This window comes from Janthinobacterium psychrotolerans, assembly GCF_001677885.1.
GTDB lineage: Bacteria > Pseudomonadota > Gammaproteobacteria > Burkholderiales > Burkholderiaceae_D > Janthinobacterium > Janthinobacterium psychrotolerans.
The window spans coordinates 242,324-268,157 of sequence record NZ_LOCQ01000061.1; the positions used below are offsets into that span (position 1 = coordinate 242,324).

The following is a 25,834-nucleotide window of genomic DNA, read 5'->3' on the forward strand; positions in this document are numbered from 1 at the left end:
CTTATTTCTTGCCGCGGCGCGAGACGATCATGGAAGTAGTACGCTTGTTGCTGCGTGTCTTCTTACCTTTAGTCTGTTGGCCCCAAGGCGAAACTGGATGACGACCAGCTGCTGTTTTACCTTCACCACCACCGTGCGGGTGATCGACCGGGTTCATGACCACACCGCGAACGGTAGGACGAACACCGCGCCAGCGCATCGCACCAGCTTTACCGATTTTACGCAGGCTGTGTTCGGCATTGCCGACTTCGCCCACGGTTGCACGGCACTCGATGTGCACGCGACGTACTTCACCCGAGCGCAGGCGCACTTGAGCGTAAGTACCTTCACGGGCCATCAGCACGACGCCGGCGCCGGCGGTACGGGCCATCTGGGCACCTTTACCTGGCAGCATTTCGACGCAATGCATCACGGTACCGACCGGGATGTTACGGATTGGCAAGCAGTTACCCGATTTGATCGGTGCTTCCGAACCGTTCATCACGCTGTCGCCAACGGACATGCCTTTGGTTGCGATGATGTAATGACGCTCGCCGTCGGCGTAGCACAGCAGAGCGATATTCGCGGTGCGGTTTGGATCGTATTCGATACGTTCCACTTTCGCTGGAATACCATCTTTGGTGCGCTTGAAGTCGATCAGGCGATAGTGTTGCTTGTGACCACCACCGATATGACGGGTGGTGATGTGACCGTTGTTGTTACGACCAGCGGTCTTGGATTTCTTTTCAACCAGGGCAGCGAACGGACGACCTTTGTACAGGTCCGGGTTCACCACCTTTACCATGCCGCGACGGCCTGGCGAGGTTGGTTTCATCTTAACGAGTGCCATTATGCAGCCTCCTCGGAGAAGTTGATTTCCTGGCCAGGCTTCAGGCACACGAAAGCACGCTTGGTATGATTACGACGGCCGTTGAACTTGCCGGTGCGCTTCTGCTTGCCTTCGCGGTTTGCAGTTTGCACGGACAGCACTTCGACCTTGAACAGCAGTTCGACTGCTGCCTTGATTTCAGGCTTGGTTGCATCCGGCAGTACGCGGAATACAATTTGCTCGTTCTTTTCCGCGACCATGGTGGCCTTTTCGGAAATCACGGGCGCCAACAGCACCTTCATCAAGCGTTCTTCGCTATGTTTCAAAATCGCGCTCATGCCAGCATCTCCTCAATCTTGGCCAGTGCAGCTTTGGTGACCAGGATCTTCTTGTAGAACACCAGGGACATCGGGTCTGCGTGACGTGGCTCGACGACGAGTACGTTCGGCAGGTTGCGCGATGCCAGTTCCAGGTTTTCGTTCAGAACGTCGGTGATGATCAGAACCGAATCAAAGCCCAGGCCGTTCAATTTTTGCGACAGCAGCTTGGTTTTTGGCGCGTCGATCGTCAGATCGTCGATGACGATCAGGCGCTCTTCGCGAGCCAGCTGCGACAGGATCGAGCAGACACCTGCGCGATACATTTTTTTGTTCACTTTGTGGGTGAAGTTTTCGTCAGGCGAGTTCGGGAAAATCCGACCACCGCCGCGCCACAGTGGCGACGACGACATACCAGCACGAGCGCGGCCGGTACCTTTTTGGCGCCATGGCTTTTTCGTCGTGTGGTGAACTTCTTCACGGTCTTTTTGCTTGCGGTTACCGCTACGTGCATTCGCCTGATAAGCGATCACGACTTGGTGGATCAGCGCTTCGTTGTAATCACGGCCGAAAATTTCATCAGCAGCGACGACATTGGAGCCGGCTTGACCTTGCGCATTCAGAAGCTTGAGTTCCATCGTTTAAGCTCCCTTCTTGGCTTTGGTTTTGATGGCTGGCGAGACAACTACCTGGCCATTTTTCGCGCCTGGAATCGCGCCTTTGACCAGCAGCAGCTGACGGTCGGCATCGATACGGGCGATCACGAGGTTCTGGATCGTACGGTTAACGTCACCCAGATGACCGGTCATGCGCTTACCAGGGAAAACACGACCTGGATCTTGCGCCATACCGATGGAACCTGGAACGTTGTGCGAACGCGAGTTACCGTGCGTTGCACGGCCAGAAGCGAAGTGGTAACGTTTGATAACGCCTGCATAGCCTTTACCGATGGTAACGCCTTGCACGTCGATCTTTTGACCGACTTCGAACAGGGAAGCGGCGACGACATCGCCAGCTTTCAATTCGGCGGCTTTAGCAGCATCAACGCGGAACTCTTTCAACAGAGTACCGGCTTCAACGCCAGCTTTAGCATGATGACCAGCAACAGCTTTGGTCACGCGGGAAGCGCGACGTTGACCGAATGCGACCTGAACAGCGAAGTAACCATCTGTTTCAGGGGTTTTGATTTGCGCAACACGGTTGTTCGATACGTCCAGCACGGTGACAGGAATCGAATCCCCTTCGTCCGTGAAAATGCGCATCATACCAACCTTGCGACCGAGAAGGCCTAGGCTCATTTTTTCTCCATTCCCACCTGCGATTGGGCGGGGCTTGTTTAACTACAAATAACGTAGGACTCAAAAAGGACGAATCCATACCGAAGCCGGCTAGTATATAGCACAAAAACCCTTGACGCAACAAGTTAACACGAGGTATGTCAAAGTGTTGTTGTGCGCTTCGCGGCAAGTTGCCGGCATGGCCGCGAAGGAGCGTCAAGGTACCACAGATCGACCGCTTTTCAAGCGTCTTTCAACTGTTCATGCGGGTTTCCAGCCGGCAAAGTGTTGCTCTTGCCCACCTGGTACCAGTCGACCTTGCGCGTCACCACCATCACGGCGGCCAGCACGGCAAACAGCAGGATGCTGCCCATCACCAGCGCATTGCTCTCCGAGTTCAAGAGGCCATACAGGGCGCCGTACAGCATCGTCAATGCCACGCCGAAGCCGATCGCCCTGGCCGCGCTCCGGAGCACGTAGGTGAGGTAAAAACTGGTCAGCACGATACAGGCCGCACTGGCAATCACGTAGGCCATCCAGAAGGCGATATGCTCGGCCAGGCCGACCAGCAGCAGGAAGAAGATCACCAGGGCCAGCCCCACCAGCAAGTACTGCACCGGATGGATCGGCAGGCTTTTCAGGATCTCGAAGATCAGGAAGGCGGCAAACGTCAGCGCCACAAACAGCAGGCCATACTTGGTGGCGCGGTCCGACTGCGAATACACGTTGACCGGCTCGATGAAGCCCACGCTGAAACGGTCGACCTGGCCCAGCGGCGCATGGTCGGGCACTTTGAATTCGGCTTCGATGGCGGAGATCTGGCGCTGCGCGTCGGAGGCCAGCGCCGAGATGCCCCACTCCACCACGAAACCGCTGGCGTCGATCTGGCGGTGTTTCGGCGACGGCAGGAAGCGCCCGCCAAACTGCGGATGCGGCCAGTTCGACTTGAGCACGACCTGGGTGTTCTTGGCCACCGGCACGAAATGCTGGCGTTCGATGCCATCGAGGCCCAGCTCGAAGCTGAATTTCACCTGCTGCGGCGCGGCCAGGGGCATCGCGCCGAGCGGCGCGTGCAGGCCGCTGCGGAAGGCAAACAGGTCGGTGCCCTGCTCGAATTCGATCTGGCGCCCGCCCCAGTCGATTTTCGGGATATTGCGGATGCCGCGCACGTCCTCGATCGACAGCGCAACGAAGGGCTGGCCAGCGCTGATGCGCGCGTCCGGCACCTTGCGCGGCAACTGCTCCAGGCTCGGTATCGTGAAGTCGCCCTTGAAGGCATGCTGGCCGCTGTAGACCAGCACCTGGTGGATGCCGCGGTAGCGGCGATCGGTCTCGATGGTGCCTTCCTGCAGCAGGTTGTTCGGGTACACCAGCAAGCGGCGCTGCATCACGCGGCGCTGTACTTCGGTGCGCGCCGGCGCAGCGCCTTTCACCTCCTTGTCGACGGGGATATCGACCCGCTCGTCGTACTGCTCCACATAGGGTATCACCAGGATGGGTCCGATGAGGGTTTGCTCGCGCACGGAATCGGCGGCGATGCTGTCGACCGCTTCCTGGCGAAACTGCATGCGCTCCTTGATGGTCTCCTGGATCATCAACAGCGGCAGGCCGATCAGCAGCATCAGGCCGAACACGATCAGCGCCTTGATCAACAATGTTTTTTGCATGGTGCCTCCGAATGGTAAGGAGGCCAGTCTAGAAAACCCGTATGCGCTGACGATGCGTTGCGTGTGAAGCAGAGAAATATTTAAGCGAGTGGCAGCCACAGCCGCGCCAGCGCGCCGCCCTCGTCGTGGTTGCCCACCTGCGCCGTGCCGCCATGCAGCAGGGCCACCTCGCGCACGAACGGCAGGCCCAGGCCGGTGCTCTTGCCGGAGGAAGGACGCGGCAGGGAATAAAAGCGTTCGAACACGCGCTCTTGCGCATACGGCGGGATGCCCTCGCCGCGGTCGCGCACGCTGATGGCGATGCCCTGCCCGCTGGTGGCGGCCCGCAGGTCGATGCGGCTGCCCTGCGGCGCGAAGCCGATGGCGTTTTCCAGCAGGTTGCCCAGCGCCTGGCGCAGCAGCAAGGCGTCGCCGGGCACCTGCGCATCGATGGCTTGAACCTTCAGCTGCACGCCGCGCGCCGCCAGCGAGGCGGCCGCATCCTGCGCCACCTGCGCCAGCAGCGGCGCCACCGCGATCGGCTCGGGCGCATCGAGGCGCTGCTGCTTTTCCACCCGCACCAGGGCCAGCAGCTTGTCGATCAGCTGCCGCTGGCGCGCGTTCTGTTCCAGGATACTGCCAAGGAAGCGCGACCGCTCCTCGGCCGGCATGTCTTCCTGCAGCAGCTCGGCCGAGGCCTGGATGGCGGCGATCGGGCTTTTCAATTCGTGTGTCAGCGTATGCATCAGCTGCTCGACATACTCCTTGCCTTCGAGCCGCGTGCGCATCGCGTCCAGTGCCCGGCCCAGGATGCCGATCTCGCTGTTGCCGAGCGGCGGCAGCGTCGCCTTGCGGCCCGCCTCCACCGCGCCGATATACGCCATCAGCTTGCCCAGCGCCTGGTGCAACCACCACGCAAAGGCCAGGCCGATCAGCAGCGACAGCAGCAGCAGGATTGCGCCGCGCTGCAGAATGATGCGCTGGCTGCGCTCGACGAAGGCCTGCACGCTGGCGTTCGGCTTGGCCACCGTCAGCACGCCGACGATCTCGCCGGCGTCGCGTATCGGCGCGGCCACGTGCATTACGGTCGACATCTCGTCGTCAGGGTCGGAGCGCGTGCTGCGCGCGCCGTACTTGCCCTGCAAGGTCAGGTACACGTCGTTCCAGCGCGAGTAGTCGCGCCCGACATCGCGCCCGGTCGAATCGAACAGTACCAGGCCATGGCGGTCGGTGATCGTGATGCGGTAGTCGAGCGAACGCTTGCGCACGCCGTTGATATTGACGTCGATGGCGCGCTGCGCATAGTGCTGCATGCGCCGCAGCACGATGGAGTCGTCCAGCTTGCCGTCGCGGATATCGCTCGCCACCAGCGCGGCCAGCAGCTGCGAGGTGTCGACCAGGGTGTCTTCCAGGGTCGAGCGCACGCCGGGCTTGACCTGCTCCATGAACACATTGAGCAGGAACCAGGCCGCCAGGCCGACCACCAGGAAGTAGCCGCACAGGATGCGCAGGCCGATCTTCATGTCAGGCCAGCGCCAGGCTGTAGCCCAGGCCACGGTGGGTCTGGATCGGATCGATGTCCGCATCGATGGCGCGCAGCTTGGCGCGCAGCGATTTGACATGGGCGTCGACCGTGCGCTCCAACGTATCTGGCGCGCCGCTCCAGACGCGCTCCATCAGCTGCGCGCGCGACAGCACGTGGCCGGGATGCTCGAGCAGGTTTTTGAGCAGCAGGTACTCGTAGCGGGTCAGCTCCAGCGGCTGGCCATGGAACAGCACGCGCGCTTCGAGGGCGCGCAGTTCGAAGCGCGCGGCATCGGCGGGCGCCGTTGGCGGCGGCTGCGCCACGCCGGCGCGGCGCAGGATGACGCGGATGCGCGCCACCAGTTCGCGCGGCGAGAACGGCTTGGTGACGTAATCGTCGGCGCCGATTTCCAGGCCGACGATGCGGTCGATTTCATCGCTGCGGGCGGTGAGGAAAATCACCGGCACGTCGGAAAACTGGCGCAGCCGGCGGCACGCTTCCAGGCCGCTCATGTCGGGCAGGCCGATATCGAGCACCACCAGCTGCGGCGCGTCGGCACTGCGCAGGACGGCCAGCGCCTGCTCGCCAAGCATCACGTGGCGCGGCGTGAAACCATCGGTGCGCAGCGCATAGGCGATGCTGTCGGCGATCGCCTGTTCATCTTCGACAATCAGGATGGTGCGGGTCATGGTGGCGCCGTGGTCAATGAGGAAACACGGAGTATCCCCGAAGCGGACAAGCAGCGTCAATTGTGCCCGTCTCCAGTCCAGTGTTGGCCAGCGCGCACAAGTCCGCAAAAAAATGCTTACAGTAAATTAGTTATAGTATATTCATCAAATCCTTCCCAAGAGATGCACCCGTGTCCACCGCCCGTACGAGGAAATCATGAAGACATCCACCGTCAGCCTGTTATGCGCCGCCAGCCTGCTGGCCGCCTGCGCAAGCACCCCCGATACCGCCCCTGCCGTCGCCGCCTCCGGCGTGCAGAACGAGGCCTGCAATGCGGCCGAGCTCAAGGGCCAGCTGGCCGAAGCGGAACTGGCGTGCAAGCAGGCGCTCGACAGCGCCGTCAAGGCCGGCGCGAAAGACGAACTGCTGTCGCAGCGCCAGTACAACCTGGGCCGCATCAAGCGTTTGCTGGGCAAGCATGTGGAAGCCGAAACGCTGTACAAGCAGGCGCTGGCGACCGAAGAAGCGGCCCTGCCGCGCAGCGACGCGCGCATTGGCCGGCGCCTGGTGGAACTGGCCTCGGCGCTGTCGGCGCAAGGCAAATGGCAGGAGGGCAGCGCCTACCTGGAACGCTCGCTGCCGCTGCTGCACAAGATGTCCGACACCTCGCGCACCTACTCGGCCGAGGTGCTGCGCCAGTACGCCAGGCAGCTGCAAGGCGCAGAGCAGGCGGCGCTGGGCAAGCGCTTCATGGAAACGGCCGCCACCTTGAAATAAGCTGGCGCGCATAAAAAAACCGGGCTGGTTCGATCACGAACGGGCCCGGTTTTTACAATGTGGCGGCCAGGATACCCTGGCCACCATCGTGAAATCGATTATTGCAGTTTGATTTCGACATCAACACCAGCTGGCAGATCCAGCTTCATCAGTGCGTCAACGGTTTTGTCCGTTGGGTCAACGATGTCCATCAGGCGTTGGTGCGTACGGATCTCGAACTGATCGCGCGAAGTTTTGTTGACGTGCGGGGAACGCAGCACATCGAAACGCTGAATACGGGTAGGCAGTGGTACTGGGCCTTTGACGACAGCGCCGGTGCGCTTCGCGGTTTCAACGATTTCCAGAGCGGACTGGTCGATCAGTTTGTAATCGAAAGCCTTCAGGCGGATACGGATTTTCTGGTTTGGTGCCGACATGATATTTCCTTAAAAGAACGAACCGCGCGGTCTGCACGGCAATGAGGTAATGCGGGAATTTTTGACACAACAACCGTCAGGGTCGACATGATAGCACCAAAATGCTTGCCTACCCCGGCAGTTGAATAAAAAGAAGGGCGCCGGGCGACGACGCGTCTTCTTTTACAACGCCGAACAAAACCGTAGCGAGCGGAAGGTAGTTGTGGCTGAGAAGCGCAACTGTACGGAGGTACAGTGAGCATCGCAGGCCGCAAATACCGACGCGCAGCAGGTTTTAATCGGCGTCCTCATGCAGGCTTAAGAATTAAGCCAGGATTTTTGCAACCACGCCGGCGCCGACGGTACGGCCGCCTTCACGGATAGCGAAGCGCAGGCCTTCTTCCATCGCGATCGGGTTGATCAGCTTGACGGTGATCGACACGTTATCGCCTGGCATGACCATTTCTTTGTCTGCTGGCAACTCGATCGAACCGGTCACGTCCGTCGTACGGAAGTAGAACTGTGGACGATAGTTGTTGAAGAATGGCGTGTGACGGCCGCCTTCGTCTTTCGACAGCACATAGATCTCGCCGGTGAAGTGGTTGTGCGGCTTGATCGAGCCTGGCTTTGCCAGCACTTGACCACGTTGCACGTCTTCACGCTTGGTGCCGCGCAGCAGCAGACCAACGTTGTCGCCTGCTTGACCCTGGTCCAGCAGTTTGCGGAACATTTCCACGCCGGTGCAAGTCGTTTTGACGGTATCGATGATGCCGACGATTTCGATCTCTTCGCCGACCTTGATGATGCCGCGTTCGATACGACCGGTCACAACGGTACCGCGACCCGAGATCGAGAACACGTCTTCCACTGGCATCAGGAATGCACCGTCAACAGCGCGCTCTGGGGTTGGGATGTAGGAATCGAGGGCATCGGCCAGACGCAGCACTGCGTCAACGCCCATTTCGCCTTCTTTGCCTTCCAGCGCCATACGGGCCGAACCTTTGATGATAGGCACGTCGTCGCCTGGGAATTCATATTTCGACAACAGCTCGCGCACTTCCATTTCAACCAGTTCCAGCAGTTCCGCGTCGTCGACCAGGTCGCACTTGTTCAGGAACACGATGATGTATGGAACGCCAACCTGGCGGGCCAGCAGGATGTGTTCGCGGGTCTGTGGCATTGGGCCGTCAGCTGCCGAGCACACCAGGATCGCGCCGTCCATCTGGGCTGCGCCGGTAATCATGTTCTTGATGTAATCGGCGTGGCCTGGGCAGTCAACGTGCGCGTAGTGACGCGAAGCCGTTTCGTACTCGACGTGGGCGGTATTGATGGTAATGCCGCGTGCTTTTTCTTCTGGAGCCGCATCGATCTGGTCGTATGCTTTGGCTTCGCCGCCGAATTTCTTCGACAGAACCGTTGCGATTGCAGCGGTCAGCGTGGTTTTACCGTGGTCGACGTGGCCGATGGTGCCGACGTTGACGTGCGGCTTGGTCCGTTCGAATTTACCTTTTGCCATTTTATTCTTCCTTAGAACAATGATTTAAATGTAGGGACCGGCATTCTCGTGAAAGCCGGTCCGGCACAACAATTACTTAGCTTTCGAGCTTACGATTGCTTCAGTCACGTGTTTCGGAGCTTCCGAATAGTGCTTGAATTCCATCGAGTAAGTCGCACGGCCTTGCGTTGCGGAGCGCAGCGAGGTCGAGTAGCCGAACATTTCCGACAGTGGTACTTCGGCCTTGATGATCTTGCCGCCACCGCCAGCAATCTCGTCCATACCTTGCACCATGCCGCGACGCGACGACAGATCGCCCATCACGGTACCGGCGTAGTCTTCCGGCGTTTCCACTTCCACCGACATCATCGGCTCCAGGATGACTGGCGATGCTTTGCGGCAGCCATCTTTGAATGCCATCGAAGCGGCCATGCGGAATGCATTTTCGTTCGAGTCGACATCATGGTAGGAACCGAAGAACAGCGTGACCTTGACGTCAACGACCGGGTAGCCAGCCATCACGCCCGAAGTCAGCGTGTCGCGCACACCTTTTTCAACTGCAGGGATGTATTCGCGAGGAACGGTACCGCCCTTGATCGCGTCAACGAATTCGAAACCCTTGCCTGGTTCTTGCGGTTCGATCTTCAGAACCACGTGACCGTATTGACCACGACCACCCGATTGCTTGACGAATTTGCCTTCCGACTCTTCGCAAGTTTTGCGGATCGTTTCGCGGTAAGCCACTTGTGGCTTGCCGACAGTCGCTTCAACGTTGAATTCACGTTTCATGCGGTCAACGATAATTTCCAGGTGCAACTCGCCCATACCACCGATGATGGTCTGGCCCGATTCTTCATCGGTTTTCACGCGGAACGAAGGATCTTCCTGTGCCAGGCGGTTCAGCGCCAGGCCCATTTTTTCCTGGTCAGCCTTGGTCTTAGGCTCGACGGCCTGCGAGATCACTGGCTCAGGGAAAACCATTTTTTCCAGGGTGATGATGGCCGATGGATCGCACAGGGTTTCGCCCGTGGTTGCATCTTTCAGGCCCACCGCTGCGGCGATATCGCCGGCGTGCACTTCCTTGATTTCTTCGCGCTGGTTCGCATGCATCTGCAAAATACGGCCAAGACGTTCTTTCTTGTTCTTGATCGGATTGTAGACGGTGTCGCCCGACTTGATCGTGCCCGAATAGACGCGGAAGAAAATCAGCTGGCCGACGAACGGGTCGGTCATGATCTTGAATGCCAGCGCAGCGAATTTCTCGTTGTCGTCGGCTTTACGGAAGATCGGCTGGTCATCTTCATCCATGCCTTGCACTGGCTTGATGTCCAGTGGCGATGGCAGGTATTCGATCACGCCGTCCAGCATGGCTTGCACGCCCTTGTTTTTAAAGGCGGTGCCGCACATCATTGGAACGATTTCCGATGCCAGCGTACGCGTGCGCAAAGCAGCCTTGATTTCAGCTTCCGACAGGTCGCCTTCTTCCAGGTACTTGTTCATCAGCTCTTCGGATGCTTCGGCAGCGGCTTCGACCATCTTCTCGCGCCACTCGGCGGCTTGATCAGCCAGCTCCGCAGGGATATCACGGTAGTCGAACTTCATGCCTTGCGACGCGTCGTCCCAAAAGATCGCTTTCATCTTGACCAGATCGACCACGCCCAGGAAGTTCTCTTCGGCGCCGATAGGAATCTGCAGAGGAATCGGGTTGGCTTTCAGGCGGGCACGCATCTGCTCGTAGACCTTGAAGAAGTTGGCGCCGGTACGGTCCATCTTGTTCACGAAGGCCAGACGTGGCACTTTGTACTTGTTAGCCTGGCGCCATACCGTTTCCGATTGTGGCTGCACACCGCCGACCGCACAGTAAACCATGCAGGCGCCATCCAACACGCGCATCGAGCGTTCAACTTCAATCGTGAAGTCAACGTGGCCCGGGGTGTCGATGATGTTGATGTGGTGCTCAGGGAAATTGTTAGCCATCCCTTTCCAGAAGCAGGTGGTCGCTGCCGAGGTAATCGTGATGCCGCGCTCTTGCTCTTGCTCCATCCAGTCCATGGTGGCGGCGCCATCATGCACTTCGCCAATCTTGTGATTGACGCCCGTGTAGAACAGCACGCGTTCGGTGGTGGTCGTCTTACCTGCATCGATGTGAGCGGAGATACCGATATTGCGGTAGCGCTCAATGGGGGTCTTGCGGGCCATATTTAATCCTAAATGAATGGACAAAACCGAGCAGCATTTTTTTGCAAAAATGAGCCCGGCCTCGAACAACAGATACTTGACAGCCGCCTTGCGGAAGCTGGCTTTTTATTAGAAGCGGAAATGCGAGAACGCTTTGTTCGCTTCAGCCATGCGATGGACTTCGTCGCGTTTTTTCATCGCGCCGCCGCGGCTTTCAGCCGCTTCCATCAGCTCACCGCCGAGGCGTTGTGGCATCGATTTTTCGCTGCGCTTGTTAGCAGCTTCGCGCAACCAACGCATGGACAGAGCCATACGACGCACTGGGCGAACTTCGACCGGCACCTGGTAGTTTGCACCACCGACGCGACGGGATTTCACCTCAACGAGCGGCTTGGCGTTGTTGATTGCGGTAACAAAAACTTCGAGTGGATCTTTACCCGATTTTGCTGCGATGTGCTCGAAAGCACCGTAGATGATGTTTTCTGCAACCGATTTTTTACCGGACAGCATCAACACGTTCACGAATTTGGCGACATCAGTGTTGCCGAATTTTGGATCTGGCAAAATTTCGCGCTTGGGTACTTCACGACGACGTGGCATATCAATTCCTTTCAATCTTCAGTTGAGCGCGCGTTCTTCGCACACTCGCGGACGACCATCATAGTCACCCACTTACTCGACCAGATGCGGTCGACTACATTCACTTAGTTAGTTGCCACTGAGCGAAACTTGGGTTTGCTGCTACAACTATTACTTCTTGCCTGCTTTAGCGCGCTTGGTACCGTATTTCGAACGCGATTGCTTACGGTCTTTGACGCCTTGGGTATCCAGAGCACCGCGAACCATGTGGTAACGAACACCTGGCAAATCTTTTACACGACCGCCGCGCAGCAGAACAACGCTGTGCTCTTGCAGGTTGTGGCCTTCACCGCCGATGTACGAAATGACTTCGAAACCGTTGGTCAGACGCACTTTGGCGACTTTACGCAGAGCCGAGTTAGGCTTTTTTGGCGTCGTGGTGTAAACACGTGTGCAAACGCCACGTTTTTGCGGGCTGTTTTCCAGCGCCGGCGATTTGCTCTTCACGGTCAAGGCGACGCGTGGATTGCGAATCAATTGATTGATGGTTGGCATCGTTATAAATCCAACAAAAAACTACGATTAATAACCCGGACATTGCTGCCCGGCGACTAAAACCTCGTCCCGCTTTTATCGTTCCACACCGCAGGCGCCCGCAGCCACTCGACAAGGAGCGGCCAGAAAATGCCAGGCAACACGTAAACGATGTGCAGAATAAAATCGAGAACTCGCTAGTTTAGACCTAGTGTTACGGGGGGTCAATCAGTTTACGGCTTTTTGCTATAAAAAAGAGCAAAGTAAACAGGCGATCGTGGCATTTACGCCAATTTTTCCATTGCAGGCACCGATGGCGCCGTAATGCCAAGCGCTGTGTTGAACGACCGCAAGATGGCAAAAGGAATGATAATAGCGAACATTTTTTCGCCGCCGCCCCGCCGCCACTCCTTATGCGCTCCTTGTTTCGCCCTGCCGGCACCAGCCTGGCCAACGCCTTCCTGCTGCTGACCTACGCCCTGCTCACGGCCGTGCCCTTCCTGCCGGTGCTGCTGGGACGCACGCCCGAGCATCCGTGGCAGTTGCTGGGCTTCGAGCTGCTAGCCTGGCTGGCCGTGTGGAGCATTTTCCAGCGCCCGGCGTATTTTCACTGGCTGCTGATACCGGCCTTTCTGGCGCTGCCGACCGAGATCTACCTGTTCGTGTTCTACGGCCAGGGCATCTCCACGCACCACCTGGGCATCATCTTCGAGACCAGCCCCAAGGAAGCGATGGAGTTCCTGGGCCAGAAAGTATGGCTGATGGGCGCCGTAATGCTGGCCGTGCTCGTGTGGTACGCGGCAAGCTGGCATGCGGCCACGCGCACGCGCAGCCTGCACTGGCGCGGCAAGAGCCGGCCCATCGTGTTGGTGCTGCTGTTGCTGCTGGGCGCGGGCTGGCTGTATGGCCAGGAATTCGGCTTTGACGCCAGCACGCCGGCAGCCAGCACCGCGTCCGCCAGCGCCAGTGCCAGCGACAGCGGCGAAGCCGAGGTGGCCGGCATCGAGGGCGCCGGGGAAACCGGGCTGGACTGGCCCAGCCTGCCGCACTGGATGCGCCTGCCGTACAGCGTTGCCACCGTCAGCGGCTCCTGGCCCTTCGGCCTGATGGCGCGCGGCGTCGATTTTTACAAGGAACGCCAGTATCTGGCCGAACTGGGCAAGAAAAACAACAACTTTACTTTCGGCGCCCACCAGCAGGCGCCGGACACCCAGCCGGAAGTGGTGGTGATGGTGATCGGCGAATCGTCGCGCTACGACCGCTGGAGCCTGAACGGCTACGCGCGCGAAACCAATCCCCTGCTCAAGCAGGAAGACAACCTGGTGCCGCTGGCCGACGTCATCACGGCCGTCTCGGCGACGCGCTTGTCAGTGCCGGTGATCGTATCGCGCAAAAAAGCCACGGAAAGCCTGAAGGCCGGCTTTTCGGAAAAATCGTTTTTGTCCGCCTACAAGGAAGCCGGCTTCAAGACCTACTGGCTGTCGAACCAGATCTCGTTCGGCAAGTTCGACACGCCCGTGTCCGTGTTTGCCAAAGAGGCCGACGTGGTGCAGTTCCTGAACCTGGGCGGCTTTACCAACAGCTCGAACTTCGACCAGATACTGCTCGACCCGCTGAAGAACGCGCTGGCCGACCCGGCGCCGAAAAAACTGATCGTGCTGCACACCCTGGGCAGCCACTGGAACTACAGCCAGCGCTACCCGAAACAGTTCGACAAGTGGCAACCGTCGCTGTTCGGCGTCGACAAGCCCGTCTACACCGACACGGCCATCAAGCCGCAGCTCAACAACAGCTACGACAGCTCGATCCTGTACACCGACTGGTTCTTATCCAGCGTGATCGGCATGCTGAAGGACGGCGGCGAGCGCACGGCGCTGCGCAGCTCGCTCTTGTACGTATCCGACCACGGCCAGACGCTGTACGACGGCAGCTGCCGCCTGGCCTTCCACGGCCACAACACGCAGTTCGAATTCCACGTGCCGTCGTTTGTCTGGTATTCGCCGCAATTCGCGCTGCGCTACCCGGACAAGGTAAAGCAGGTGCGCCGCCACCGACAGTCGAAACTGTCGACCGAGAACATGTTCCACACCCTGCTCGACATGGGCGACATCCGCTACGCCGGCGAACAGCCCGAGTGGAGCATCGCCAATCCCCGCTTCAGGCAGCACAAGCGCTATGTCGACAGCTACGGCTGGACCAACTACGACAACGCCACCCTGCGCGGCGACTGCCGCGAAGTGATCGACAAGAGCACGCCGCGAAAGCAGGAGAAATAAGCTATGCGGCGGCCGACTCGGGTTCGGCGTCGCGCAGCAGCGCCTCGGGCACGCCGCGTTTTTTCAGGGCCTCGATCAGGCGCGCCGTCGAGCCCTGCGCAAACTGCGCCTCGTCGCGGCGCAGGCCTTCGTTCAGGCAGGACTTGAGCAAGGTCTGGTAGCCGGCAAAGCCGCGCAGCGGGGCGATCTCTTTCATCGCGTCGACCACGTCGACCGGGATGCGCAAGGTGATCGACGTCATGGGACGGTCTTTCGCCAGCCGGGTTTTCAAGCGTTCAGACAACATAGTGCATTTCCTCCTGCTCCTGAAGTCATCAAGTTAAGCTATCTAAGCATTTCGCACTCAGCCCGAACGGCGAAAATGCCGGGGTCGGACCCTGAGGGTGCGATCCCGGATCTTGCTTTTGGGTTAAGAAAAGACGCTGACTTAACGCCAATACCAACTACCTGCTCTGCCAATTGGTCGAAGAGGATGCATGCAGGTATGCATAGTTCACGCCTTTACAATGTCAATACATTTTCGTCGCCCGACGCTTCGTGCAGCACGCCGCTGCAATCGGCCGGCTGCGCCATATGGCTGCTGAGCCAGCCGAACACCCTGCCCGCCTTGTCTTCGATGGCGCTGCCAAAACCGCGCTCGGCCAGCAGCGCGATGCCGTTGGTTGCCTGCAATACGCCGGGCGCCAGCAGCAAGCCCGCACCAGCGCCGCGCCGTACGCACCACGGCGCCAGGCAGTCCTCCAGCAGCGGCGCGAGCACCAGGTTGTGCGAAGACACGATGACCAGGTGGCGCGCCGCCAGGGTGTGCAGCACGGCGGCGGCGGCCGAGATCGATTCGAGGTGATTGGTGCCGCGGAAGATCTCGTCGATGATGAACAGCGCAGGTTCGGCACCATCGGCCAGCGCCAGCAGTTCGCGCGCGCGGCGCAGTTCGGCCAGATAAAGACTTTCGCCGCCGGCCAGCGAGTCTTCGCTCTGCATGCTCGAATACAGCGGCAGCAGCGGCACATGGGCTGACTGCGCATGGCAAAAGCCGAAGGCGCGTGCGCACACCAGGTTGAGGCCCAGGGTGCGCAGCAGTGTGCTTTTGCCGATGCCGTTCTGGCCCGAGACAAAAGCGCCCCGTCCGTCCAGGTTCAGCGACAGCGGCAGCGCCGCCGGCAGCAGCGGATGGCGCACCTGTTCGAGCCGCAGATGAAGCGCATCGCCGGGCGCCGCCTGCGCCCAGCAGAACTGCCCGCTGGCCCGCAAGTGGCGCGCCAGCGCCAGGTCGGCTTCCAGATCGGCCACCCGCAAAAAACTGGCGCGGAAGAAGTCGCGCTGGCGCAGCAGCACCAGGCGGCTGCGGAAATAACGCCGCACATCGCCGAGCACGAACCAGTCCTCGTATTCGGACAGCAGCGGTATCAGCTTGAGCCAGCGCATCGGCACCAACTGCCGGTGCAGGCGGCCTGACTGGCGCGCCTCCGCCTGCCATCCTTGCGTAAACGGCGTATCGAGCGCTCCCAGGCGCTCATGCGCCAGCAGCAATTGCTGCAAGCTGCGCACGCTGCGCTGCCAGTGCTTGCAGCGCTCATGAAACTGCACCTGCACTACCATCAATATCGCCCATGCGGCCAGCACGCCGAACCAGGCCAGCGGCGCGAACAGCAGCGCCGCCGCCAGCGACAGCAGCAGCGCCAGCGGCGGCAACGGCAGCAGGCGGCGCCACCACGGCGGCGAGGCGATCGGCTGGCCAAACAGGGGCGCGCTCACTTCCATGTCAACGCTGCGCAGGCCGTGCATGGCCTGCTGCAAACGCAGCATGGCGTCCGGCGCGTCCAGCAAGGCGCGCACGCGTTCGGCCGAGGCCGGATCGGCGGTGCCACCGGCCAGCCGCTGATGCAGGCGCTGCTGGCCGAAGATGCTGGTTTGTTCCGCCAGCGATGCGCTGTAGGCGTCGAGCAGCATTTCATCCCAGGTTTGCGCATCGATCAGCGCCGAGCCGCCTTCCAGCGTGGCCAGCATGGCGATATCGCTGCGCGCAAACGGATAATCGCATTCCGGCGGTGCGGGCAGGCTGGCCAGCTGGCGCAGCCAGCCGCGCAGGCGGATCGGGAAAGCAGGCTTCTTGTCGGGCAGTGTCATGATGCTCCAGGTGGGATGCGAGCTGCGGCGCCGCTCTTCATCACAAGACAATATCAGGACGATGGCAGGATTATCAAGCTGGCAATCAAAGCGTGTCCGGCCAGCGTGAGCGTGGACACCGCGGACACGCGCGGACAGCGGACAGCACCGCCACAACCCAGGCAAATCAAGGACTTAAACACTGGCACGTTTCGTGCAATACAGTCATCATTCCTTTCCTTGTGATTGCCATGATCCGCGACACTTCCCAACAAGACGCCGTTATCGCCGCCCCCAAAGGCCAGTTTGCCAGGCGCCGCCTGCTGATCGCCGCCGGCAGCGTGGCCTTGCTGGCCTGCGCCTGGGCCGCCTTGCACAGCTGGCGCGGCAGCGAGCACTCGGTCAACGCCAGCCGGCTGCGCATCGCCGAAGTGACGCGCGGCACCCTGGTGCGCGACGCCGCCGTCACCGGCCGCGTGGTGGCCTCGATCAGCCCCACCCTGTATTCGACCACGGTGGCCACCGTCACATTGACGGCCAAGGCCGGCGACACGGTAAAAAAGGGCGACATCCTGGCCGTGCTCGAATCGCCCGACCTGTCCGACGCGCTCAAGCGCGAACAGTCGAGCGTGCAGCAGCTCGAAGCGGAAGTGGCGCGCCAGCAGATCCTGGCCAAGAAACAGAAACTGCTGGCGCGGCGCGAAGCCGATACGGCCGAAATCGACCGCCTGTCGGCGCAGCGCACGCTGGAGCGCTATGAAAGCGTGGCGCAGGTGGGCATCATCGCCAAGATCGATTATCAAAAGGCGAAGGACGCCCTCAATTCCGCCGCTATCCGCAGCAAGCATGCTTCGCAGGCGGCGGGCCTGGAAAGCGAAGACGTGGCACTGGCTTTGAAGACCAAAACCAATGAACTCGAACGCCAGCGCCTCAGCCGCGACAACGCCCGGCGCCGCGTCGACGAGCTGACCGTGCGCGCCCCCGTGAACGGCTTTATCGGCACCCTGTCGGTGGCCAACCGCAGCGTGGTGCAAGCCAATACCGCCCTGATGACGCTGGTCGACCTGTCGCAACTGGAAGTCGAACTGGAGGTGCCCGAGACCTATGTGGCCGACATGGGCCTGGGCATGCGCGCCGAGATCGAAACGGGCGTGATCAAGGCGACCGGCAAGCTGTCGGCGCTGTCGCCGGAAGTGGTGAAAAACCAGGTCCTGGCGCGCGTGCGTTTCGACGGCGAACAGCCGGCCGGCCTGCGCCAGAACCAGCGCGTCTCGGCGCGCCTCCTGATCGATGAAAAACCGGGCGTGCTGATGCTGGCGCGCGGCTCGTTTGTCGAGGCCGAGGGCGGCCGCTTTGCCTACGTCGTGCGCGACGGCGTGGCGCAGCGCACGCCGATCAAACTGGGCGCGACCAGCGTGTCGGCGGTCGAGATCCTCGGCGGCCTGCAGCAGGGCGACAAGGTGGTGGTCGCCGGCACCGAACACTTCGAGAACGCCGCGCGCGTCTCGCTCAACTGACATTATTCTTTAACTTCTACAAGAGGCTCCCCATGCTGCGCATGCACAACCTGAGCAAAGTCTACCGCACCCACATGATCGAAACCCACGCCCTGCGCGGCTTCGACATCCATGTGCAACAGGGCGAATTCGTCACCGTCACCGGCCCTTCGGGTTCCGGCAAGACCAGCTTTCTCAATATCGCCGGCCTGCTCGAAGAATTCACCGACGGCCAGTACATCCTCGACGGCGTCAACGTCCAGGGCATGGACGACAACGCCCGCTCGCGCCTGCGCAATGAAAAGCTGGGCTTCATCTTCCAGGGCTTCAATCTGATTCCCGACCTGTCGCTGTTCGACAATGTCGACGTGCCGCTGCGCTACCGCGGCTTCAACCGCGCCGAGCGCCGCGAGCGCATCGAGGAAGCGCTGGCCAAGGTTGGCCTGGCCTCGCGCATGAAGCATTATCCGGCCGAGCTGTCGGGCGGCCAGCAGCAGCGCGTGGCGATCGCGCGCGCGCTGGCCGGCTCGCCCAAGCTGCTGCTGGCCGATGAACCGACCGGCAACCTCGACACGCAGATGGCGCGCGGCGTGATGGAGCTGCTCGAAGAAATCAATGCGCAAGGCACCACCATCCTGATGGTCACGCACGATCCGGAACTGGCGCTGCGCAGCCAGCGCAATGTGCACATCATCGACGGCCAGGTGTCGGACCTGGTGCAGCACGGCGCCTCGCTCGCCGGCGCACGCCACCCCGCCACTGCCTGAGGAGCGGCCATGTTCGAATACTATTTCAAGCTGGGCCTGCGCAGCCTGCGCCGCAACCGCGCCCTGACCGCGCTGATGATACTGACCCTGGCCGTCGGCGTGGCCGCCAGCGTGTCGACCGTCACCATCCTGCACGCCATGTCGGGCGACCCGCTGCCGCACAAGAGCGACCGCCTGTTCGTGCCGATGATTGACATCCTGCCCCTGAAAGGCTATGTCCCCGGTGAAAAGCCCAGCTTTTCGCAGTCGCAAATCAGCTATATCGACGCGCAGAATTTCATGCGCAGCAAAATCGGCGTGCGCCGCGCCGTGATGTACGGCGTGGCCGGCCCGGTCGAGCCCATGCGCAAGGATCTCGGCGTCTTCAATGCCCAGGGCATGGCGCCCACGCGCGACTTCTTTGCGATGTTCGAGCCGCCCTTCCTGTACGGCCAGCCGTGGAGCGAGGCCGATGACGCCAGCGGCGCCGACGTGATCGTGCTCAGCCGCGCGCTGTCCGAGAAGCTGGTCGGCAGCGCCAATCCGGTCGGCCAGCGCGTGACGGTGCTGGGCCGTCCCTATCTGGTGACCGGCGTGCTGGCGACCTGGGACGTGGTGCCGCGCGCCCATCACATTATCGGCACCAAGGGCGCCTTCGGCCCGGAGGATGAGTTCTTCATGCCGTTCGCCAGCGCGATCCGCCACGAGACCGAGCACGATGGCGGCATGAGCTGCAACGGCGACAATAACGCACCGGGCTACCAGGGCAGGCTGGCCTCGGGCTGCACCTGGCTGCAGTTCTGGTTCGAGATGGCCAGCAGCGGCGAGCGTGGCCAGTTGCAACAGTACCTGGACGCCTATGCCGGCGAACAGCGCAAGCTGGGGCGCATGAAGCGCAACGCGCCGAACCGCCTGTACGACCTGAACGAATGGATGGGCTTTTTGCAGGTGGTCGACAACGACAACAAGCTGGCGGCCTGGCTGGCGTTCGGCTTCCTGCTGCTATGCCTGGTCAACACCATCGGCCTGTTGCTGGCGAAATTTTCCGTGCGCGCCTCCGAGGTGGGCATCCGCCGCGCGCTGGGCGCCACCCGGCGCGACATCTTCAGCCAGTTCCTGATCGAGACCAGCGTCATCGGCCTGGCCGGCGGCGTGCTGGGCCTGCTGCTGGCGTTTGGCGCGCTGGCCGTGGTCAGCCAGCAGTCCGAGGACCTGGGCACGGTCGCGCACATGGACATACCGATGCTGCTGCTGACGTTTGCGATGTCGGTGCTGGCCGCCCTGGTGGCCGGCCTGCTGCCCACCTGGCGCGCCTGCCAGGTGACGCCGGCGATCCAGCTCAAATCCCAATGACACCCTTTTCCCCAACATGAGGTCCAGCATGGAAATTCGTCCCATCCTGTCGGCGCTGATGCGCAGCAAAACCGGCGCCGTCCTGGTGGCGGTGCAGGTCGCGATCAGCCTGGCCATCCTGGCCAACGCCCTGCACATCGTCAATCTGCGCCAGGCCGTGGCCGCGCGGCCCACCGGCGTGGCCGCTGAAAGCGATATTTTTTACGTCAATATCCAGAACCTCAACCGCGGCAGCCATGAGCGCCAGCTGGCCGAACAGAAGCGCCAGGCGGCGCTGCTGCGCGCACTGCCGGGCGTGATGTCGGTGGCGCAAACGTCACAGGCGGTGCTGTCGCGCTCCGGCCACATCACCAGCATGTACGCCAAGCGTGACCAAGCCGCGGCCAGCGCCGAAGTATCCACCTATGTCAGTCCCGATTCGCTGATCAGGACGTATGGCCTGCAATTGGTCGAAGGGCGCGATTTCCGGCCCGACGAGGTGCCCGAGATCAATGAAGACGTCGACGAGAGCTCGCCCAAGGTGCTGATACTGACGCGGGCGGCGGCGCAGAAGATCTGGCCTGGCGAGGCCAGCTTTGTCGGCAGGATGCTGTACCAGGGCACCGGCTCGGACGACCCGCAACTGCGCGTGGTGGGCGTCGTCGAGCGGCTGCAAACCCAGAGCGCGCAGTCCAAGCCGCGCGGCGAGTATTCGTCCCTGCTGCCGGCGCGCCTGACCGGCGGGCGCGGCCTGCTGATCTACGCCGTGCGGGCCGAACCGGGCCAGCGTGACCGCCTGATGCAGGAGGCGCAGCAGGCCATCCGCACGTCCAGCACGGACCGGCTGCTGGTCACCACCGACACCCTGGAACAGCATCGCAAGGCGCGCTACCGGGCCGAGCAGGGCCTGTCGTGGATGCTGATCGCCGTGTCGATGCTGCTGTTGCTGGTGACCGCCAGCGGCATCGTCGGCATCGCCAGCCTGTGGGTAACGCAGCGCAAGAAGCAGATCGGCGTGCGGCGCGCACTGGGCGCGCGGCGCATCGATATCCTGCGCTATTTCCTGACCGAGAATTTCATGATCACCAGCGTCGGCGTGGCCGCTGGCGTGCTGCTGGCGCTGGGCCTGAACCACCTGCTGGTCAGCCAGCTGGAAATGGCGCGCCTGCCACCGGGCTACCTGCTGGCCGGCGCGCTGGTGTTCTGGCTGCTGGGGGTGGGTGCGGTGTACGGCCCGGCCTGGCGCGCGGCCAGCATTTCGCCGGCCACCGCCACCCGCAGCACCTGAAATGTTATGCTGCGGCCATGCCTACCGTACTGATTATTGACGACCACGCCGCCGTGGCGATCGCGCTCGAAGTGCTGTTTTCCCTGCACGAGATCGACGCCCTGAGCGCCGCCACGCCCGAAGAGGGTCTGGCGCTGCTCGAACGCCATTGCGTAGACCTGGTGGTGCAGGACATGAACTTTTCGGCCGACACCACCTCGGGCGAGGAAGGCGCCGCGCTGTTCCACGCGATCCGCGCGCGCCACCCCGACCTGCCGGTGATTTTGCTCACCGCCTGGACCCAGCTCGACGCGGCGGTCGACCTGATCAGATCGGGCGCGGCCGACTACCTGGCCAAGCCCTGGGACGACCGGCGCCTGGTGGCCAGCGTGCGCAACCTGCTCGAACTGGGCCAGGCCAACCGCGCCTTGCGCGCGCGCGTGGTGGCCGAACAGCGCCAGCGCCATGCGCTGCAAGACGCGTTTGATTTGCGCGGCATGGTGTGGCAGGACCCGGCCACCGAGCGCGTGGTGCATCTGGCCTGCCAGGTGGCGCGCGCCGACGTGCCGGTGCTGATCTCCGGCCCGAACGGCAGCGGCAAGGAATGCATCGCCGCCATCGTGCAGGCCAATTCGCTGGTGGCGGCCGGCCCCTTCGTGGTGCTCAATTGCGGCGCCGTGCCGGTCGACCTGATCGAGGCCGAACTGTTCGGCGCCGAAGCGGGCGCCTATACCGGCTCGGCGCGCGCGCGCGACGGCAAGTTCGACGCGGCCGACGGCGGTACCCTGTTCCTCGACGAGATCGGCAACCTGCCGCTGGCAGGACAAATGAAGCTGCTGCGCGTGCTTGAAACGGGCCGCTTCGAGCGCCTGGGTTCGAACCGTGAGCGGCAGGTCAAGGTGCGTATCATCAGCGCCAGCAACGCCGACCTGCCGGCGATGATCAAGGCCGGCACCTTCCGCGAAGACCTGTTCTACCGCCTCAACGTGATCGAGCTGCGGCTGCCGCCGCTGGCGCAGCGCCCGGCGGATATCCTGGTGCTGGCGCGCCATTTCCTGGGCAGCGACAAAACCCTGGACGCGCAGGCGCAGGCGGCGCTGCTGGCGCACGGCTGGCCCGGCAATGTGCGCGAACTGAAGAACGTCATGCAGCGCGCCAGCCTGCTCACCGCCGGCAGCGTGATCCACGCGCCCGAGCTGGGTTTGCCGGCCGCAGCCATCGCGCCGTCGGCGGTGCTGGAGCCGGACCGCGACAGCGTGGCCGAGGCGCTGGCGCGCGCCCATGGCGTGGTGGCGCAGGCGGCGCAGGAACTGGGCCTGTCGCGCCAGGCCCTGTACCGCCGCATGGAGCGCCTGGGCATCGCGCGCGGCTGATGGCGGCCACAACCATGCGCCTCTCTCTGCTGACGCGCTGGACGGCGCTGGTGGCCACCCTGCTGGTGCTGGGCGTGGCCATCGCCCTGCTGCTGGCGCATTATTTGCCGGGCCAGCCGCTGCTGGTGCTGGGCGCCACCCTGCTGTGCGTGCTGCCGGTGGCCATCATCACCATCCGCGCCCAGCTGCAAGCGATGCTGTCGCTGTTTCGCGCCTTGTCGGGCACCGTCACCAGCTACCAGGATGGCGACTTCGGTTTCAGCCTGCGCTGGCCGCAGAACGATGAGCTGGCCGACCTGGTGGCGGCCCACAACGCGCTGGGCGACGTGCTGCGCAAGCAGCGCCTGGACCTGGTGCAGCGCGAACTGCTGCTCGACACCATGGTGCAGAACACGCCTGTGGCCATGCTGCTGGTGGCCGAAGGCAGCGCCATCGTCTACGCCAACCTGGCCGCGCGCCAGCTGCTGCACCACGGCCGCCGGCTCGAAGGCCGCCACCTGGCCGACATCGTGGATGAGAACGCGCCGGCGCTGGCCGAAGCGCTGGCGCGCGGCAATGACGGCTTGTTTACTAGTGGCGAAGGCGAACAGGAAGAGGTGTACCACCTGGCGCGGCGCAGTTTCAGCCTGAACGGACGCCGTCACCAGCTGCTGCTGCTGCGCCAGCTGACACTGGAACTGCGGCGCCAGGAAGTGCAGACCTGGAAAAAAGTTATCCGCGTGATCAGCCATGAGCTGAACAATTCGCTCGCGCCGCTGGCCTCGCTGGCCCATTCGGGTGCGGAACTGGTGCGGCGCGGCCAGACCGAACGCCTGCCGCAAATCCTCGCCACCATCGAGGAGCGCACGCGCCACCTGGAGAGTTTTATCCTCGGCTATGCGCGCTTCGCCAAGCTGCCCGCGCCGCGCCTGGCCAGTTGCGCCTGGCAACCATTCCTCGACAGCCTGGCCGCGCAGGCAGTCTTCACGCTGGACTGCGAGCCGCCCGCCCAGCCGGCCCTGTTCGATGCGGCGCAGCTGCAGCAGGCGCTGCTGAACCTGCTGAAAAATGCGCTTGAGTCGGGCTCGCCACCGCAGCAGATCGGCCTGCACGTGAGCCTGGCGCAGGGCATGCTGCGCATCGAAGTGCGCGACCGGGGCCCGGGCATGAGCGGCGCCGTGCTGGAAAACGCGCTGGTGCCGTTTTACTCCACCAAGCGCAGCGGCACCGGCCTGGGGCTGGCGCTGGCGCGCGAAATCGCCGAAGCCCATGGCGGGCGCATCAGCCTGTCGAACCGCGACGGCGGCGGCCTGGCCGTGGTCATCATACTGCCGGCTGCTACACTGGCGTCATGACGATCGAATTTACCTCCAACACCAACGCCGCCTTTACACAACCCGGCCATCCGCCGGCCACCATCACGCAGCACCGCGGCATCCGCTACATGCACCTGGGGACCAAATGGGTGCAGGGCGCCATGCGCCTGGACAAACCGGACGCCATCGAGCTCGAATACGTGCAGATGATGATGATGTGGATGCTGTTCAAGCCGGACCCGAAACGCATCGTGCAACTGGGCCTGGGCAGCGCCGCGCTGACCAAGTTCAGCTACCGCCGCTTTCCCGACGCCAGCGTGACGGCGGTCGAACTGAACCCGAACGTGATCGCCATCTGCGGCGCCCAGTTCGCGCTGCCGCCGAACGACGATCGCCTGGACGTGCGTGAAATGAACGCGCTCGACTTCGTGCTCGACAAAAGCAACCATGGCAAGGTCGACGTGCTGCAGGTCGACCTGTACGACGAGGAAGCGCGCGGCCCCGTGCTCGACACGCCGGAGTTCTATCAAGCCTGTTTCGACTGCCTGGCGGACGACGGCATCATGTGCACCAATGTGTTCGGCGACTTTCCCAACTACGACAAGAACCTGCAGGCGATGGAGCTGGTATTCGACGCCGTGGTGTGGGTGCCGGAACCGGAAGACGAAAACATCGTCGTGCTGGCGTTCAAAAAGTCGCCTGTGCTTGACTTCAGCGAACTGTACGAACGCGCGGCGGCAATCAAAAAACAAGTCAATCTGCCAGCCAAGAACTGGGTCAACGGCTTGAAGCAGTGGATGCTGGACCAGCAGTAAAATCTTTTTCCTTAACAAACATGGAGCACGAGATGACGATGAAGCGAGTATTCCTGGCTGCCGCCCTGGGCGCGGCAATGGCGTTCGGTGGCGGCGCGGCAGTGGCAGCTGACAGCGGCGACGCGGCCCTGAAGGCGGCGATTGCCGGCAGCGCGCGCACGCCTGCCAACGTGGCGCGCGATGGCGCGCGCCATCCGTATGAAACCTTGACCTTTTTCGGCATCAAGCCGGGCATGACGGTGGTCGAACTGGCGCCCGGCGGCGGCTGGTACACCGAGATCCTGGCGCCCTACTTGCGCGAACAGGGCAAGCTGATTGCCGCCGGCAGCGACCCGCAAGGCAGCGAAGGCGCGCGCCGCAGCGCCGCCCGTTTCCAGCAAAAACTCGACGCCAACCCGGCCGCCTTCGACAAGGTGGAAATCGGCGCCTTTGCGCCACCGACCACCTACCGCATCGCCCCCAAAGGCACGGCCGACATGGTGCTGACCTTCCGCAATATCCATAACTGGATACCGGTCGGCGACGAGGGTTTGAAAGTGCTGTTTGGCCAGGTCTATGACAGCCTGAAACCGGGCGGCGTGTTCGGCGTCGTCGAACACCGCCTGCCGGCCAACAAGATGCAGGACGCCAAGGCCAGCACCGGCTACATCCACGAAGCGTATGTGATCAAGCTGGCCGAAAACGCCGGCTTCAAGCTGGCCGGCAAGTCGGAGATCAACGCCAACCCGAAAGACAAGGCCGACCACGAAGGCGGCGTCTGGGCGCTGCCGCCCACCTATGGCAACAAGGACGTGGACCGCGCCAAATATGAAGCGATCGGCGAGAGCGACCGCATGACCTTGAAATTCGTCAAACCATAATCACCATGCGGAAGGCCACCTCGCGGTGTAACTCCGTCCAGTTAGTGCCCCTGCGCTACGAGTAAACC

The 25,834-nt window shown here is 62.1% G+C and carries 24 protein-coding genes; 10 read left to right on the plus strand and 14 right to left on the minus strand.

What is annotated here, in order from left to right:
* Position 1 precedes the first annotated feature (1 nt).
* The 7 genes from rplB to creB form a co-directional block, all read right to left on the minus strand.
* Positions 2-829 (minus strand): 50S ribosomal protein L2, encoded by an 828-nt coding sequence (rplB, locus tag ASR47_RS23185; RefSeq protein WP_065310150.1) that lies wholly within the window; start codon positions 827-829, stop codon positions 2-4.
* The gene (gene rplW, locus ASR47_RS23190; protein ID WP_010394398.1) at positions 829-1,146 is read right to left on the minus strand and encodes a 50S ribosomal protein L23; all 318 of its coding nucleotides are present in this window, start codon (positions 1,144-1,146) and stop codon (positions 829-831) included. Before rplW ends, rplB begins: the two co-directional genes overlap by 1 nt.
* The gene (rplD, locus tag ASR47_RS23195; protein ID WP_065310151.1) at positions 1,143-1,763 is read right to left on the minus strand and encodes a 50S ribosomal protein L4; all 621 of its coding nucleotides are present in this window, start codon (positions 1,761-1,763) and stop codon (positions 1,143-1,145) included. Before rplD ends, rplW begins: the two co-directional genes overlap by 4 nt.
* A gap of 3 nt (positions 1,764-1,766) precedes the next feature.
* Positions 1,767-2,423: a 50S ribosomal protein L3 gene (rplC, locus tag ASR47_RS23200; RefSeq protein WP_065310152.1), complete on the minus strand. Its 657-nt coding sequence runs from the start codon at positions 2,421-2,423 to the stop codon at positions 1,767-1,769.
* A 221-nt stretch (positions 2,424-2,644) separates the two neighbouring features.
* On the minus strand, positions 2,645-4,069 hold the full coding sequence (gene creD / locus ASR47_RS23205; protein WP_065310153.1) for a cell envelope integrity protein CreD: 1,425 nt from the start codon (positions 4,067-4,069) through the stop codon (positions 2,645-2,647).
* A gap of 80 nt (positions 4,070-4,149) precedes the next feature.
* Positions 4,150-5,571 (minus strand): two-component system sensor histidine kinase CreC, encoded by a 1,422-nt coding sequence (creC, locus tag ASR47_RS23210; protein ID WP_065310154.1) that lies wholly within the window; start codon positions 5,569-5,571, stop codon positions 4,150-4,152.
* Between the two features lies 1 nt (position 5,572).
* Positions 5,573-6,262, minus strand: a complete 690-nt coding sequence (gene creB / locus ASR47_RS23215; protein WP_065310155.1) for a two-component system response regulator CreB — start codon at positions 6,260-6,262, stop codon at positions 5,573-5,575.
* Positions 6,263-6,458: 196 nt separating this feature from the next.
* Between creB and ASR47_RS23220 the strand changes: the two genes are divergently transcribed.
* Positions 6,459-7,019 carry a tetratricopeptide repeat protein gene (locus ASR47_RS23220; protein ID WP_065310156.1) on the plus strand — a complete coding sequence of 187 codons (561 nt, stop codon included), beginning with the start codon at positions 6,459-6,461 and terminating at the stop codon, positions 7,017-7,019.
* 98 nt (positions 7,020-7,117) lie between these two features.
* On the opposite strand, the gene rpsJ is transcribed toward ASR47_RS23220, so the two are convergent.
* The 5 genes from rpsJ to rpsL all read right to left on the minus strand — a co-directional run bounded on the left by rpsJ (position 7,118) and on the right by rpsL (position 12,221).
* On the minus strand, positions 7,118-7,435 hold the full coding sequence (rpsJ, locus tag ASR47_RS23225) for a 30S ribosomal protein S10 (protein WP_010394389.1): 318 nt from the start codon (positions 7,433-7,435) through the stop codon (positions 7,118-7,120).
* Positions 7,436-7,739: 304 nt separating this feature from the next.
* Positions 7,740-8,930, minus strand: a complete 1,191-nt coding sequence (gene tuf / locus ASR47_RS23230) for an elongation factor Tu (protein WP_065310157.1) — start codon at positions 8,928-8,930, stop codon at positions 7,740-7,742.
* Positions 8,931-9,002: 72 nt separating this feature from the next.
* Entirely contained in the window at positions 9,003-11,108 is a 2,106-nt protein-coding gene (gene fusA / locus ASR47_RS23235) for an elongation factor G (protein WP_065310158.1), read from the minus strand.
* A 108-nt stretch (positions 11,109-11,216) separates the two neighbouring features.
* Positions 11,217-11,687: a 30S ribosomal protein S7 gene (rpsG, locus tag ASR47_RS23240; protein ID WP_065310159.1), complete on the minus strand. Its 471-nt coding sequence runs from the start codon at positions 11,685-11,687 to the stop codon at positions 11,217-11,219.
* Positions 11,688-11,837: 150 nt separating this feature from the next.
* Complete coding sequence (gene rpsL / locus ASR47_RS23245; RefSeq protein WP_010394376.1) at positions 11,838-12,221, minus strand: 30S ribosomal protein S12; 384 nt, start codon at positions 12,219-12,221, stop codon at positions 11,838-11,840.
* A gap of 392 nt (positions 12,222-12,613) precedes the next feature.
* Here rpsL and ASR47_RS23250 point away from each other — a divergent pair, with 392 nt between their 5' ends.
* Positions 12,614-14,476: a phosphoethanolamine transferase gene (locus tag ASR47_RS23250; RefSeq protein ID WP_065310160.1), complete on the plus strand. Its 1,863-nt coding sequence runs from the start codon at positions 12,614-12,616 to the stop codon at positions 14,474-14,476.
* Between the two features lies 1 nt (position 14,477).
* Here ASR47_RS23250 and ASR47_RS23255 read toward each other — a convergent pair whose 3' ends face one another.
* Complete coding sequence (locus ASR47_RS23255; protein WP_065310161.1) at positions 14,478-14,762, minus strand: hypothetical protein; 285 nt, start codon at positions 14,760-14,762, stop codon at positions 14,478-14,480.
* Between the two features lie 215 nt (positions 14,763-14,977).
* A complete protein-coding gene (locus ASR47_RS23260) occupies positions 14,978-16,603 on the minus strand; it encodes a MutS-related protein (RefSeq protein ID WP_065310162.1) in 1,626 nt (541 codons plus the stop codon).
* Between the two features lie 230 nt (positions 16,604-16,833).
* Here ASR47_RS23260 and ASR47_RS23265 point away from each other — a divergent pair, with 230 nt between their 5' ends.
* The 8 genes from ASR47_RS23265 to ASR47_RS23300 are packed head-to-tail and all read left to right on the plus strand — an operon-like array spanning position 16,834 to position 25,766.
* The gene (locus tag ASR47_RS23265) at positions 16,834-18,099 is read left to right on the plus strand and encodes an efflux RND transporter periplasmic adaptor subunit (RefSeq protein ID WP_065310322.1); all 1,266 of its coding nucleotides are present in this window, start codon (positions 16,834-16,836) and stop codon (positions 18,097-18,099) included.
* Between the two features lie 32 nt (positions 18,100-18,131).
* Positions 18,132-18,845: an ABC transporter ATP-binding protein gene (locus tag ASR47_RS23270; RefSeq protein ID WP_065310163.1), complete on the plus strand. Its 714-nt coding sequence runs from the start codon at positions 18,132-18,134 to the stop codon at positions 18,843-18,845.
* Positions 18,846-18,854: 9 nt separating this feature from the next.
* A complete protein-coding gene (locus ASR47_RS23275) occupies positions 18,855-20,177 on the plus strand; it encodes an ABC transporter permease (RefSeq protein WP_065310164.1) in 1,323 nt (440 codons plus the stop codon).
* A 28-nt stretch (positions 20,178-20,205) separates the two neighbouring features.
* On the plus strand, positions 20,206-21,444 hold the full coding sequence (locus tag ASR47_RS23280) for an ABC transporter permease (protein WP_065310165.1): 1,239 nt from the start codon (positions 20,206-20,208) through the stop codon (positions 21,442-21,444).
* A 17-nt stretch (positions 21,445-21,461) separates the two neighbouring features.
* On the plus strand, positions 21,462-22,796 hold the full coding sequence (locus tag ASR47_RS23285; protein WP_065310166.1) for a sigma-54-dependent transcriptional regulator: 1,335 nt from the start codon (positions 21,462-21,464) through the stop codon (positions 22,794-22,796).
* Positions 22,797-22,810: 14 nt separating this feature from the next.
* On the plus strand, positions 22,811-24,130 hold the full coding sequence (locus ASR47_RS23290) for a sensor histidine kinase (protein ID WP_245714453.1): 1,320 nt from the start codon (positions 22,811-22,813) through the stop codon (positions 24,128-24,130).
* Positions 24,127-24,906, plus strand: a complete 780-nt coding sequence (locus ASR47_RS23295) for a spermine/spermidine synthase domain-containing protein (protein WP_065310168.1) — start codon at positions 24,127-24,129, stop codon at positions 24,904-24,906. The genes ASR47_RS23290 and ASR47_RS23295 overlap by 4 nt, the downstream gene beginning before the upstream one ends.
* A gap of 38 nt (positions 24,907-24,944) precedes the next feature.
* A complete protein-coding gene (locus tag ASR47_RS23300; protein ID WP_065310323.1) occupies positions 24,945-25,766 on the plus strand; it encodes a class I SAM-dependent methyltransferase in 822 nt (273 codons plus the stop codon).
* Positions 25,767-25,834 lie beyond the last annotated feature (68 nt).